The 12,417-nt window shown below is 67.4% G+C and carries 16 protein-coding genes; 11 read left to right on the top strand and 5 right to left on the bottom strand.

Features of this window, described 5'->3' with window-relative positions:
• Positions 1-20: 20 nt before the first annotated feature.
• On the bottom strand, positions 21-659 hold the full coding sequence (locus JNL31_RS06685) for a hypothetical protein (protein WP_294971380.1): 639 nt from the start codon (positions 657-659) through the stop codon (positions 21-23).
• Between the two features lie 99 nt (positions 660-758).
• Here JNL31_RS06685 and JNL31_RS06680 point away from each other — a divergent pair, with 99 nt between their 5' ends.
• The 3 genes from JNL31_RS06680 to JNL31_RS06670 are packed head-to-tail and all read left to right on the top strand — an operon-like array spanning position 759 to position 2,905.
• Entirely contained in the window at positions 759-1,799 is a 1,041-nt protein-coding gene (locus JNL31_RS06680) for an aldo/keto reductase (protein WP_294971378.1), read from the top strand.
• A 57-nt stretch (positions 1,800-1,856) separates the two neighbouring features.
• Positions 1,857-2,426 carry a hypothetical protein gene (locus JNL31_RS06675; RefSeq protein WP_294971375.1) on the top strand — a complete coding sequence of 190 codons (570 nt, stop codon included), beginning with the start codon at positions 1,857-1,859 and terminating at the stop codon, positions 2,424-2,426.
• Positions 2,414-2,905 (top strand): lipocalin, encoded by a 492-nt coding sequence (locus tag JNL31_RS06670; protein WP_294971372.1) that lies wholly within the window; start codon positions 2,414-2,416, stop codon positions 2,903-2,905. Before JNL31_RS06675 ends, JNL31_RS06670 begins: the two co-directional genes overlap by 13 nt.
• Here the strand turns inward: JNL31_RS06670 and JNL31_RS06665 are convergent.
• The gene (locus JNL31_RS06665) at positions 2,902-3,759 is read right to left on the bottom strand and encodes a helix-turn-helix transcriptional regulator (protein WP_294971370.1); all 858 of its coding nucleotides are present in this window, start codon (positions 3,757-3,759) and stop codon (positions 2,902-2,904) included. The genes JNL31_RS06670 and JNL31_RS06665 overlap by 4 nt on opposite strands.
• A gap of 108 nt (positions 3,760-3,867) precedes the next feature.
• Here JNL31_RS06665 and JNL31_RS06660 point away from each other — a divergent pair, with 108 nt between their 5' ends.
• Positions 3,868-4,779, top strand: a complete 912-nt coding sequence (locus JNL31_RS06660; RefSeq protein ID WP_294971368.1) for a fatty acid desaturase — start codon at positions 3,868-3,870, stop codon at positions 4,777-4,779.
• Between the two features lie 20 nt (positions 4,780-4,799).
• Here JNL31_RS06660 and JNL31_RS06655 read toward each other — a convergent pair whose 3' ends face one another.
• Together JNL31_RS06655 and JNL31_RS06650 are read right to left on the bottom strand one after the other, a co-directional pair.
• The gene (locus tag JNL31_RS06655) at positions 4,800-5,411 is read right to left on the bottom strand and encodes an NUDIX hydrolase (protein WP_294971366.1); all 612 of its coding nucleotides are present in this window, start codon (positions 5,409-5,411) and stop codon (positions 4,800-4,802) included.
• Positions 5,412-5,419: 8 nt separating this feature from the next.
• On the bottom strand, positions 5,420-5,821 hold the full coding sequence (locus JNL31_RS06650; RefSeq protein ID WP_294971476.1) for a DUF983 domain-containing protein: 402 nt from the start codon (positions 5,819-5,821) through the stop codon (positions 5,420-5,422).
• A gap of 190 nt (positions 5,822-6,011) precedes the next feature.
• Between JNL31_RS06650 and JNL31_RS06645 the strand changes: the two genes are divergently transcribed.
• From JNL31_RS06645 to JNL31_RS06630, 4 genes are read left to right on the top strand one after another with little or no spacing between them, the layout of a single operon-like run.
• Positions 6,012-6,539, top strand: a complete 528-nt coding sequence (locus tag JNL31_RS06645; protein WP_294971364.1) for an EF-hand domain-containing protein — start codon at positions 6,012-6,014, stop codon at positions 6,537-6,539.
• 37 nt (positions 6,540-6,576) lie between these two features.
• Entirely contained in the window at positions 6,577-7,185 is a 609-nt protein-coding gene (locus tag JNL31_RS06640; protein ID WP_294971363.1) for an RNA polymerase sigma factor, read from the top strand.
• Positions 7,175-7,510: a hypothetical protein gene (locus JNL31_RS06635; protein WP_294971362.1), complete on the top strand. Its 336-nt coding sequence runs from the start codon at positions 7,175-7,177 to the stop codon at positions 7,508-7,510. The genes JNL31_RS06640 and JNL31_RS06635 overlap by 11 nt, the downstream gene beginning before the upstream one ends.
• Before the next feature lie 4 nt (positions 7,511-7,514).
• Positions 7,515-8,012 carry a periplasmic heavy metal sensor gene (locus tag JNL31_RS06630; protein ID WP_294971359.1) on the top strand — a complete coding sequence of 166 codons (498 nt, stop codon included), beginning with the start codon at positions 7,515-7,517 and terminating at the stop codon, positions 8,010-8,012.
• Positions 8,013-8,047: 35 nt separating this feature from the next.
• Here the strand turns inward: JNL31_RS06630 and JNL31_RS06625 are convergent, their stop codons facing one another.
• Entirely contained in the window at positions 8,048-9,436 is a 1,389-nt protein-coding gene (locus JNL31_RS06625) for a diguanylate cyclase (protein ID WP_294971357.1), read from the bottom strand.
• 135 nt (positions 9,437-9,571) lie between these two features.
• Here JNL31_RS06625 and JNL31_RS06620 point away from each other — a divergent pair, with 135 nt between their 5' ends.
• From JNL31_RS06620 to JNL31_RS06610, 3 genes are all read left to right on the top strand, one after another.
• The gene (locus tag JNL31_RS06620; RefSeq protein WP_294971356.1) at positions 9,572-9,850 is read left to right on the top strand and encodes a DUF3572 domain-containing protein; all 279 of its coding nucleotides are present in this window, start codon (positions 9,572-9,574) and stop codon (positions 9,848-9,850) included.
• 14 nt (positions 9,851-9,864) lie between these two features.
• Positions 9,865-10,557, top strand: a complete 693-nt coding sequence (locus tag JNL31_RS06615) for an HAD family hydrolase (protein WP_294971473.1) — start codon at positions 9,865-9,867, stop codon at positions 10,555-10,557.
• A gap of 105 nt (positions 10,558-10,662) precedes the next feature.
• Entirely contained in the window at positions 10,663-12,219 is a 1,557-nt protein-coding gene (locus JNL31_RS06610; RefSeq protein WP_294971353.1) for a trimethylamine methyltransferase family protein, read from the top strand.
• The last annotated feature ends 198 nt before the right edge of the window (positions 12,220-12,417 follow it).

The raw sequence follows: 12,417 nt of genomic DNA, 5'->3' as shown, positions 1-12,417 counted from the left end.
GCGGGTGAATTTTTGGGCGGTCAGAGGTCAGGCAGGGGCCTTGGCTCCAGCTCCTCGGTTTTCGGGCGGGTGCGAAGCGACCAGCCGGCAGGCGGCAGGAGCCGGGCGCGGAGGCGGGTGAGGGTGAAGCTTTCCTCATCCGACCAGAGGAGCGCGCGGCTGGGGGCGGGGGACAGGTGCCAGCGGCTTTCCACCCCCTGCGCGCCGCCGGTGCCGGGCAGGAGCAGGAGCCCGAGAGGCGGCACGCCCCCGTCGCGGCGGGCAGCCTCGGCCCCGGTTTCCGCGGCAAGGTGCAGGCGGCGGATCGGGGTGAGGGCGGGAGGCGTGAGAAGCTCGGCGATGACGAGGGGCGCGGCGCCGGAGCGCAGGGCCTCTTCCGCGGGCCAGAGCAGGCAGTCGTCGCGCGGGGCCTGGACCAGGATCAGGCGGGCGGGATCGGCCAGGGGCTGCAGGCCGGCGGCATTCAAACGTTCGGCGACCCAGCCGGGGCGGATCCAGATCACCGGTCCCTGGCATCGGGCCATGATCCGGGCGGCGAGCATCAGGCGCGAGGGGCCGCAGAATTCATGCACCCGGCCCCGTTGCAGGGTCAGATCGCCCGCCAGGGGTTGCAGGACCGGACCCCGGCGGAGGCTGTGATGGAGACTGGGAAGACTCATGCGGAAAAGCTATATTGTTCCCTAAATGTTCTCAAGCCTGACCCTTTGCCCGGCTGCCGATCCGGCCTAGCCTTGCGTCCCGACGGAAGGAGCCCCGCGATGCAGACCCTGACCCTTGGCAAGACCGGCCTCACGGTTTCCGCGCTGTGCCTTGGCACGATGACCTGGGGCACGCAGAACACGGAAGATGAAGGGCACGCGCAGGCCGACCTGGCGCTGGAGCGGGGTGTCACCTTCTGGGACACGGCGGAGATGTATCCGGTGAACCCGGTGCGGGCGGAAACCGTGGGCCAGACCGAAGAGATCATCGGGTCATGGCTGGCGTCGCGGGGCGGGCGGGACCGGCTGGTCCTTGCGACCAAGATTGCAGGCAAGGGCCAGGTGATCCGCCCCGGCCAGCCGATCAGCGGAGCGACGCTGCGGGCGGCGGTGGAGGCGAGCCTGAAGCGGTTGAAGACCGATTACATCGATCTCTACCAGCTGCACTGGCCGAACCGAGGCAGCTATCATTTCCGCCAGGCATGGCGCTATGCGCCTGCCGGGATCGACAAGGTCGCCGAGACCGCGAACATGACCGACATCCTGACCACGGCGCAGGCGCTGGTGGCGGAAGGCAAGATCCGGTCCGTGGGCCTGTCGAACGAAAGCGCCTGGGGGGCCGCGCGCTGGCTGCATCTGGCCGAGGTTCATGGCCTGCCGCGCATGGCGACGGTGCAGAACGAATATTCCCTGCTCTGCCGTCAGTTCGATACCGACTGGGCCGAACTTTCGGTGGTGGAGGACATGCCGCTCCTGGCCTTCTCGCCCCTGGCGACCGGGCTTCTCAGCGGCAAGTACGCGGGAGACGTGATCCCCGAAGGCTCACGCAGAAGCCTGAACCCGGACCTGAGCGGGCGGATCACGCCGCGGGTATTCCCGGCGGTGGCGGCCTATCTGGGCTTGGCGGCGCGGCATGGGCTCGACCCCTGCCAGATGGCGATTGCCTTCTGCCGGACGCGACCGTTCACGACGATCCCGATCATCGGGGCGACGACGCTGGAACAACTGGCCACCAACATCGGTGCGGCGGAGGTCACGTTGTCGTCAGAAGTGCTGGAGGACATAGCGGAAACCCACCGGGCGCATCCCCGTCCCTATTGACGGGACTTGCGGCGCGCGAGGCTTCAAGGCACTTCTGGGCCCCAACCGGAGAACCCGATGCGCCGTCTGCCCCTTGTTGCCGTTCTTGTCTGTGCCACGGGCCTTCTGGCGGCCTGCCAGCCATCGCTGTCGGGCAAACCGCCTGCGGTGGGTGCGCCGAATGCGGTGACGGGGGAAGCGATCGAGGTGACGGCGCTCGACGCCATGCCGGGCGAAGCCGGGGCGACCCCGGCTGCGGCGGAGCCTACTGCGGCAGGGACGGAAAAGGCCGCGGCACAGGGGGCGCCCGCAGCCCCGGAGCCCGAGGCCGCGCCCGCACCGAAGGCGGAGACGGAAGGTGCCGGGCCCGCGCCCAAGCCTGACATGACCGAAGCGCCGGTGACGCCGAAATCGGAACAGCAGCTGGCCTGCGAGAAGAAGAAGGGGCGGTGGGCGAAGATCGGCAAGGGCGATGCGCGCGCCTGCGTGTTCCAGACCCGCGATGCGGGCAAGCGCTGCGAGCGGGAAAGCCAGTGCGAGGGCGTCTGCCTGGCGCGGTCCGGCACCTGTTCGCCGTTCAAGCCCCTCTATGGCTGCAACGAGATTTTGCAGGACAATGGCGCGCGGGTGACACTGTGTCTCGACTGACGCTGGTCGCGGCCCTTTTGCTGACAGCCTGCGTGGCGAAACCCGCGCCGACCCCGGCCTTCCGGGCGGCGTCGGCTCCGATCTGGTCGGCGGCTGCATTCCAGCCGGGGCAGGTGGCCGGGGTCTGGCGGCAGGTGGCAAGCTTCCAGCCGGACGGCGCGACCTGCCGGGCAGGGGGCGTCGAAATGACGCCGGAGGGGGCAGGGCTCCGGCTTTCTGGCACGCTTTGCCTGGCGGGCCGGGCCGAGAAAGTGTCCGGCGCAGCGCCGATGGTCGGGCCCGGTCGCCTGCGGATCAAGGGCGAGGACTGGTGGGTGCTGTGGGTGGATTCGGGCTACCGCACGCTGGCCATCGGTACGCCCTCCGGCCGCTTCGGGCTGATCCTGGACCGGGGTGCGATCCCGGCGGACCGGCTGGCTGCCGCACGGGAAATCTTTGATTTCAACGGCTACCGAACCGAAGCTCTTACCGCACTTTAGCGAACCCGGTCCATCAGCCCCTGCAGGTGGGCGACCATGTCGCGAGCGCCAACCTCGGCTTCGCGCACCAGAAGGTCGAAATGCTGGGAGATGGTCTCGACCCGGGCAGAGTCGCGGAAGGCAAGGTAGTGACGGCCGAGGTAGATCACCGCCAGAAGCGGACCGAAAACGGTGATCGGGGCGGAGAAGAGCTTGCGCGCGTCGAAGAGGCACAGGCGCAGCGAGGGGTAGAGCTGGTCGCAGAGCCGTTGCAGGTGGTCAAGCTGGGTCAGGCGCGTCTCGGCCGGGAGGCCCTCGTAATAGCCGGTAGCGGTGGCGAAGGCGGTCAGTTCGTGCATCGGCAGGGCAATTTCATAGTCCGACCCCGAACCGCGCATCCATTTCAGCCGGTCCTCGAAGGCGCCGATGGCCTGTTCGGCGGTGCGGCCAAGCTGGGGTTCGTATTCCCATTCCACCACCGCGCGGGTCTTCAGCATGTCGGGCAGGGTGGCCGGGACATGGCGGATCTTGTAGCCCGCGGCTTCCTGGTGCCAGGTGAATATGCGCTCGTCGATCAGCGCGCGGGGGGCTTCGGTGAGCGAAAGCGAGGCGGCCAGCAGATCGGCGATCGGCTCGGGGCGACCGGAAAGCCCCAGAAGCCAGTCTGCGCTGATGCCAAGCGCCCGGGCGCAGTCGGCGGCAAGCTGGGCGTTCGGCAGCCGCGTGCCGGGCTTCAGGAGTGCCGAGACGGTCGAGCGGTCGGTGCCGGTCCGCCGGGCAAGCTCGGCCTGCGAGACGCCTCGCGCCGCCATCGCCTCGGTCAGGCGGGCGCGGAACAGGGGGGCTAGGTGGCGCTTGTCGATTTTCTGTATCATTTGTTGACTTAACAGAACGAAAGTGACGTTCAGTTGACATTATCCCAAATTACGCAGCATGACAGCCCCTGCTATTCTGGCATCAGAAAAAGCAGATTGGGCAAAGCCTTGCAGACCGAATTCCGGGCCATCGAATGGCCGACCCTGTTGTTGTTCGTCGTGAGCTATGCGCTCTGGGCCGCAGGAACCACCATCCTCTGGCAGCTGTCACCGACCTTGGCGATCCTCGCCGCGGGCCTTGCCATTGCGCAGTTGTCATCACTGACGCATGAGGTCCTGCACGGCCATCCGTTCCGCTCGCAATTCTGGTCCGAGGCGCTGGTCTTTCCGGCGACGTCCGTGTTCATCCCCTATCTGCGCTTCAAGGATACCCACCTGCAGCACCATAACGACCCGGCGCTGACCGACCCCTATGACGACCCGGAATCGAATTTCTTTGACCCCGCCGCCTGGGCCCGGCTGTCCGCACCGATGCAGGTGTTGCTGCGGTTCAACAATACGTTGTTTGGTCGGATGCTGATCGGCCCGTTCGTCGGGACCGGGATCTTCCTCGCGACCGACTGGCGATTGGCGCTGCAGGGCGACCGGCGGGTGCTCCTCGCCTGGGCGCTGCACCTGCCCGGGCTGGCACTGGTCTTCGGCTGGCTCTGGGCGGTCGGGCAGATGCCGGTCTGGGCCTATCTGGTGGCGGTCTACATCGGCACGGCGCTTCTGAAGATCCGTACCTATCTGGAACATCGCGCGCACGAGGCGGCGCGGGCGCGGACGGTGATCATCGAAAGCCGGGGGCCGCTGTCACTCTTGTTCCTGAACAACAACTTCCATGTCGTGCATCACATGCATCCGGCGGTGGCCTGGTACAAGCTTCCAGGGCTTTATGCGGCGCGGAAGGACCACTACCAGCGCCGGAACGAGGCCTATGTCTACCGCAGCTATGCCGAGATTTTCCGGCGCTACCTGTTCACGCCGAAAGACCCGGTGCCGCATCCGGTTTGGCCGGTGCGGAAGTCAGGGGACTGAGGCGTAGGGTCGAAGCGGCGTCAGAGGATCCGGCGGAACTGGGGCGTGGTGCCGGAATTGTCGAAGAACGGCACGCCGGGCTGGTCGCCGCCGGCCACCAGAGCCGCCACCTCGGCCAGAACGACCTCGGTGATGAAAGGCAAGTCCAGCGCGCGGGCCTCGGGCAGGGGCAGCCAGCGCAGGTGCTGAAGCTCACCGGAAGCAGCGGCGAAATCATTGCCGTCGCCATCGAGGCTGTCGGCATGGGCCAGGAGGAAGCGGGCGTCGAAGCGCCGGGTGCGGCCGGGCGGCGTGATCGCGCGGAAGATGAAGCGCAGCGAAGGATGCTCCATCGATGCGAGGTTCAGACCGGTTTCTTCGGTCAGTTCGCGCAGGGCGGCAGCGACCAGCACCTCGGCAGCAGGTGCATCGTTTGGCACCATAAGCATGAGGCGACGCGCGCAGTCGGACGACAGGAAACCCGGACGGGCCGCCGCGTGGTCCTCGGGATCGACGCGGCCGCCGGGGAAGACGAACTTTGACGGCATGAAGACCGCGCCTTCGCCGCGCTGGCCCATCAGGACCTGCGGGCCTGCGCTGCCCTCGCGCCAGAGGACGACGGTCGCGGCGGGACGGATCGGCTCGTCAGTCATGTCGGGGTTCAGTCATTTGGCCGGGTGCCGAAGCCGTGCATCCGGTTGGCCCATTGCAGCGCCACCAGCGCGCCCTTGAGCCTGGGCAGCAGGTAGAGCGATAGCGCCACCGTGCCGATGGTGAAGCCCACGGCCATGACCAGGGGTTCCGGCCGCCATTTCATGTAGGTGAACAGCAGAACCGGCGCGAGCAGGTGGCCGACGATCAGGATCGTCAGGTAGGCCGGGCCATCATCGGCGCGGTGGTGGTGCAACTCCTCGCCGCAGACGGGGCAGGCGTCGCGCACCTTCAGGTAGCCGCGCAGCATCGGGCCCGCCCCGCAGTTCGGGCAGCGCCGCCGCCATCCGCGCAGCAGGGCAGGTTTCAGGGGGCGATCTTCGGTGTCGGTCATGGGCGTGGTGTCGGTCATCGTCATCGGAGGGTGTCCTGCGCTGCGGGCCTTGGCAAGAGCAGAGTACATAGCCACTGACCAACTTCTTTCACAGAGCAAAGACCGACCTGTGCCCAGATGTCGCAAGAACCTGCGACGGAAACCGGAAGCTGGTCCGTGTGAGTGGGCAGAAGGGTCGGAAAAGCGGCCCTGAGGCAAGGAGAAGAAGATGTCTGCACCGAAGAAGACTGCTGTCGCGACGCTGGCGCTGATGGGCGCGCTGATGGGCGGGATCGCCCTGGCCCAGGACGACGCGCCGGACATGCCGCCTCCGGGCGGTCCCGGTGGCCCCGGCGAGGGCCGTGGCGCGATGCTGGCCGAGATGTTCGACACCATCGACGCAAACAAGGATGGCAAGGTCACGCAGGAGGAACTTGCCGCCCATCGCAAGGCAGAGTTCACCGCCACCGACACGAACGGCGACGGGGCATTGAGCTCCGAGGAACTTCAGGCCCGGATGCTGGCGCAGATGCTGGCCCGGCAAAGCGCGCGGATGATCGACAACATGGATGACGACGGCAACGGCACCCTGTCCGAGGCCGAGATGGACGAAGGTCCGGTCGCGCGGAACTTTGCGCGGATCGACACCGACAATGACGGGGCGATCTCGAAGGAGGAGGCTGCGGCCATGATGCAGCACCACAAGAAGCGCGGCCACGGCGGCGGCTGGGGCGGCTGGGGCATGGGCGACAACTGAGCCTTTGCCGCGCGACGTTCCGGCGATAAGCAGGGGCATGACGATGGCCTTCGATGCGCAGGGGGAAGCCTCGGATGAGGCGCTGATGGTGCTCTATGCCAATGGAGACCGTCACGCGGCGCTGGCCTTGACCCGGCGCGTCACCCCGCGCGTCCTGGCTTATGCCGCGCGGCTTCTGTCCGGCGACCGGGCCGAGGCCGAGGACGTGGCGCAGGAGACCATGCTGCGGCTCTGGCGGGTGGCGCCGGAGTGGCGGCAGGGTGAGACGAAGGTGACGACCTGGGCCTACCGGGTCGCCACCAACCTCTGCATCGACCGCCAGCGTGCGCGGGGCCGTAGGCGGCAGACGGCGCTGGACGATGCGCCCGAGGTGGCCGATGGCGCGCCGGGAGCCGAGGGGCAGTTGATCGAGGCGGGTCGGATCGCGGCGCTGGAGGCCGCGCTGGCCGACCTGCCCGAGCGGCAGCGGCAGGCGGTGGTGCTGCGCCACCTGGAAGGGATGACGAACCCCGAGATTGCGGCGATCATGGAGATCGGGGTGGAAGCGGTGGAAAGCCTGACCGCGCGCGGCAAACGCGCGCTGTCGGCGCTCCTTGCGGGCCGGAAAGAGGCCCTTGGCTATGAGGATGACGGACATGCAGGATGATCTTGACGACCTGCTGGCATCTGCGGCGCGGCGGCCCGTCGCACCCTCCGAGGCGCTGATGGAGCGGGTGCTGGCCGATGCGCTGGCCTTGCAACCAGAGCCGCAGGCGCTGCGGGCCGCGGCTCCCATACCGCGACCGGGATTCCTGGCGCGGCTTGCCGCCGCGATTGGCGGGCCGCCTGCGCTGGCGGGACTGGGCACCGCGGCGGTCTTCGGACTGGCGCTGGGCTATCTGAGCCCGACCACGATGGACTACCTGACCGGGGCCTCCGCCGACACGGCGGAGTTCTTCCCCGGAGCCGATTTTCTGACCACGGAAGGCTGACGCGATGACCGACCCCCAGACCAATCCGCCAGGCGTGCCCCCGGTTGGCCCTGGCCCCGTGTCTCGCGGCGTCAAGATCGCGCTGGCGCTGTCGGTGGCGCTGAATCTTGCGGTCGCAGGGCTGGCAGTAGGCGCCTGGCTGGGCGACGGGCCGCACCGGGGAATGCCGCGCGACATGTCCTTCGGCCCGTTCAGCGAGGCGCTGGACGATGACGACCGCCGCGCGATCCGCCGCGTACTGCTGGAGCGGCTGGGCGAGTTCCGCGAGCAGCGCGAGGCCGTCAAGGCAGAGTTCGAGACCCTGCTGACCACCTTGCGGGCCGAGCCTTTCGACCCGGCGGCGATGACGGCGGCGCTTGCGGCGATCGAGACCCGCAATGCAGAGCGGCTGGAACTGGGCCGCAGCCTGATCGAGACGCGGCTGATCGAGATGTCGGCCGAGGAACGCCGGGCCTTTGCCGACCGGCTGGAGCGGGGCCTGCATCGCGGAAAGAAGGACTGATCCGTCCGGGCTGGTCCCATGCCCCGGATCGGGCGTCAGGCGGCGCTGCGCCGGTAGGTGACCTGGTTCCGCCCGGCGCCCTTCGATTCCAGTAGCGCGAGGTCGGCCTGTTCCACCAGGCCTTCGACCGCGAAGCTGGCCTCGCCCCCGCCGCCCGCGACGGCGACGCCGATCGACACGGTGACGCGCAGCTCCTCACCCGAGAGAAGGCGGATCGGATCGTCGTCCATCACCTGGCACAGCCTCTCGGCCACGCGCCGGGCGTTGGCCATCGAGCTGCCCGGCAGGATCGCCAGGAACTCCTCGCCGCCGATCCGGGCCAGCACATCGGTTTCGCGCAGGTTCGCGGTCAGCCGCCGCGCCACCTCGACCAGGACCTGATCTCCGGCCGCATGGCCGTAAAGGTCGTTCACCTGCTTGAAGCGGTCGAGGTCCATTACCATCACGGCAAATTCCGTCCCCTCCTCCCGTGCGCGCGTGGCGACGGCGGTAAGCTGGGGCGCGGCGAAACGCCGGTTGTACAGCCCGGTCAGGGGATCGCGCATCGCAAGGCGCAGGCCGTCCTGCATCCGTTCGCGCCGCCGGTCGGAATGGCGCTTGCGGCGCAGGAGCCCGCGGGTACGGAGCGCCAGCTCCTCGCCGGTCACGCGTGGACCAACGGCATCGTCGGCCCCGAGGTCGAAGGCCATCGCAGCCTCGTCCCCCTCACCGGCAGGGCCGAGGACGCAGACGGCGGCATGGCGTGTGGCCTGGTGGCTTTTCAGTTCCGACAAGAGCCTCAGCGTGGCGGACGGGTTGCAGCCATCGTCCTGCAGGATGAAGACCTCGGGCAGGCAGTCGCGGCTCTGGCCGGCCGCAATGTCTGCAAGCGCCTCGCGCCGCGAAAGCACGACCAGCCGGTCGCGCAACTGCGGTGCCAGCGCATCTTGCAGCGCCTGGGCCCTGGCTGGCTGGCTGGCGACCAGGGCAATGGTACCCTGCGGCTCGAACAGGGTGGCAGTTTCGGCAAGGCCCGCCAGGGCCAGCGCATCCGGCGCAGCAAAGTCGCTTTCCGACTTCAGCCGCAAGAGGTTGCGCAGGCGGGCAAGCAACACGCGTTCATTCGCTGGGCGGTCCATCACGTCGTCCGCACCAGCGGCGAAGGCGGCAAGCCGTTCGGTGGCGGCGCCCGTGGTTGTAAGTGCGATGACGGGAATGTCGCGGCAAGCGGGGTCGCGGCGCAGGCGCTGCAGCACCTCAAGCCCCGAGATGTCGGGCAGGCCCAGATCGAGGAGGACGAGATCGGGCCGTTCCTCGCGCGCGATTACCAGGCCAGTCGCGCCGTCCGCAGCAAGGATCGGGTCATAGAACGCGGCCGAAAGCCTTGCTTGCTGGACGATCCGGTTGGCCGCCACATCGTCGATGATGAGTATCCGTGCGCTCATCTTCCGGTGCCGATTTCTTTCCTTGCCGATAGGTAAAGACTGGCGGCAAGAAGGTTAAGAAATCCTTTCCGTTTCCCGCCGGGAGGGCATATTTCCGGTGCAATGGCCGTTTCGTGCCAGGGGAGGACAGGCGAAATGCAACCTGAAGCTGCACAGATCCTGGCGCTGCAAGCGCTGGGGTGGATTGCCGCAGAGGACGACGTGTTCCCGCTGTTCCTGGGCGCTACCGGGGCGAATCTGGGCGAGTTGCGGGCGCGGGCCGCCGATCCTGACTTTCTGGCCGCGGTTCTGGATTTCCTCTTGCAGGATGACCGCTGGGTGGTTGCCTTCTGCGATGCGGGAGGCCATCCCTACGGCGCACCGCAATCGGCCCGCGCGGCCTTGCCGGGCGGTGCGGTGGTGAACTGGACCTGATGGGTGGAATGGCAATGATCGACGGGCTCTTGTTCGACAAGGACGGAACGCTTTTCGACTTCCGCGTCAGCTGGGGGCGCTGGGCGCAGGGTTTTCTGACCGGCATCGCCACGGACAAAGCGCATGCCCGTCGACTGGGTCGCGCCATCGGGTTCGACCTCGACAGCGGAGCTTTCGCGCCCGACAGCCCGGTGATCGCCGCGACGGCGGCAGACATTGCCGCGGCTCTTGCCCCCGAGCTATCGGGCGTGTCGGTCGAGGATCTGACCGACCGGATCGACGCCAGCGCAGGTCAGGCGCCGATGTCCGAAGCGGTGCCGCTGCGACCGCTCCTGTCCGCCCTGCGGGCCGCGGGTCTGCGGCTGGGAGTGGCCACCAACGATTCCGAGGTGCCCGCGCGGCAGCATCTTGCGAACCATGGCATCACTGACTGTTTCGACTTCATCTCGGGCTATGATTCCGGCCATGGCGCGAAGCCCGGGCCGGGCATGTGCCTGGCCTTTGCACGCCAGCTGGGGCTGGAGCCGTCGCGGGTTGTCATGGTGGGCGACAGCCGACATGATCTGGACGCGGGGCGCGCGGCGGGGATGCGGACCATCGCGGTGCTGACCGGGATTGCGAAGCGCGAGGAACTGGCCCCGCATGCCGATGTCGTACTGGCCGACATCGGGGCGATCCCGGGCTGGCTTTCCAGCCTCGAAGCCTGATCTCGCAGCAAGAAAGCGCGAAAACGACCAGTTTGCGTCGCAAAATCGGCGATCATCTCAGGTCAGCTTCCGTCATCCTTGGGCCAGGACAACGGAGATGCGACGATGACCGATGAGCCAGCCCGTAGAAAGCGCGCCGGGGGGCGGGCGGGGATGAAGGTCCGTGCGGGCTCGGCGGTGATCGACCAGATGCCCTGGCGGATCCCGGTGAACCCCGACGCGCCGGTGGAGCCACTGGACGCTGACGGAGTGCAGCGGGTCCACAAGACGGCGATGCGCATTCTTCGCGACATCGGGATCGAGTTCCTGAACCCGGAAGCGGTGGAGCATCTGAAGAAGGCCGGCTGCACCGTAAACGGGACCAACGTCCGGATGGACGAGGATTTCGTGATGGAGATGGTGGCGCGCGCGCCCGAAAGCTTCACCATCACCCCGCGCAACCCCCAGCGCGAGTTGATCATGGGCGGCAAGCACATGCTGTTCGTGAACGTCTCCTCGCCTCCGAACGCTTGGGACATGGAGCGCGGCAAACGCTCGGGCGACTTCGAGACGTTCAAGGAATTCATGAAGCTGACGCAGTATTTCAACTGCATCCACGTCGCCGGGGGCTATCCGGTGGAGCCGGTGGACATCCATGCCTCGGTCCGGCACCTCGACTGTCTGTATGAAAAGCTGACGCTGACCGACAAGGTTGTCCACGCCTATTCGCTGGGAGCGGAGCGGGTGGAAGACGTGATGGAGATGGTCCGCATCGCGGGCGGGCTGACGGAGGAGGAGTTCCAGGCGAAGCCCCGGATGTACACCAACATCAACTCGGTCAGCCCGTTGAAGCACGACTATCCGATGCTGGACGGGGCGATGCGGATGGCCAAGCGGGGCCAGCCGGTGGTGGTGACGCCCTTCACGCTGGCGGGCGCGATGGCACCGGTCACGATGTCGGGGGCGGTGGCGCTGTCGATTGCCGAGGCCTTGGCGGCGGTAGCCCTCCTCCAATACATCGCGCCGGGGTGCCCGGTAGCGATCGGGACCTTCACCTCGAACGTCGACATGAAGTCCGGCGCGCCGGCCTTCGGGACGCCGGAATACATGCGGGCGACGCAGATGACCGGGCAGCTGGTGCGGTTCTACGGCGTGCCGCTGCGGTCGTCGGGGGTCTGCGCGGCGAACGTGCCGGACGGGCAGGCGATGTGGGAGACGTCGAACAGCCTCTGGGCGGCGGTGCAGAGCCGGACCAATATGGTCTACCACGCGGCGGGCTGGCTGGAGGGCGGGCTGATCGCCTCGCCTGAAAAGTTCATCATGGACTGCGAGGTCCTGCAAATGATCCAGCGCTATTTCGAGGAGGTCACTTTCGCGACGCGGGACGAGGACCTGGCTTTCGACGCGATCCGGGAAGTTGGCGCGGGGGGGCATTACTTCGGCATCCAGCACACCCAGGACCGCTACCAGCACGCCTTCTATGCGCCCTTCGTTTCGGACTGGCGGAACTATGAGGCTTGGGCTGCGGACGGGTCGGTCTGGACGGTGGAACGGGCGCACCGGATCTACAAGCAGATCCTGGCGGAGTTCGAGGCGCCGGAGATGAACGGGGATCATCTGGAGGAGTTGCAGCGGTTCGTGGCGCGGCGGAAAGAGGAGGGCGGGGCGCCGACGGATTTCTGAGTGTCCACGGTGGACAGATTTTTCGATCAAGCAATATCAATGGGTTGGTCGCGGACATTCAGGGTTGGTTAACTCAAGTTCCAACTGCAACACTTTTGGCGGCGAGAGCGATTTCTTCGGCGAGGGCTTGGGTGGGGGTTTTCCATCCGAGGGTTTTGCGGGGGCGGTCGTTCATGAGTTTGGCGATGTGGTCGAGAT

It is taken from the genome of Tabrizicola sp. (assembly GCF_016792905.1).
Classification (GTDB): Bacteria; Pseudomonadota; Alphaproteobacteria; order Rhodobacterales; family Rhodobacteraceae; genus Tabrizicola.
Note: the sequence above shows the minus strand (reverse complement) of the source record. Positions and strands in the feature narration are given on the sequence as shown.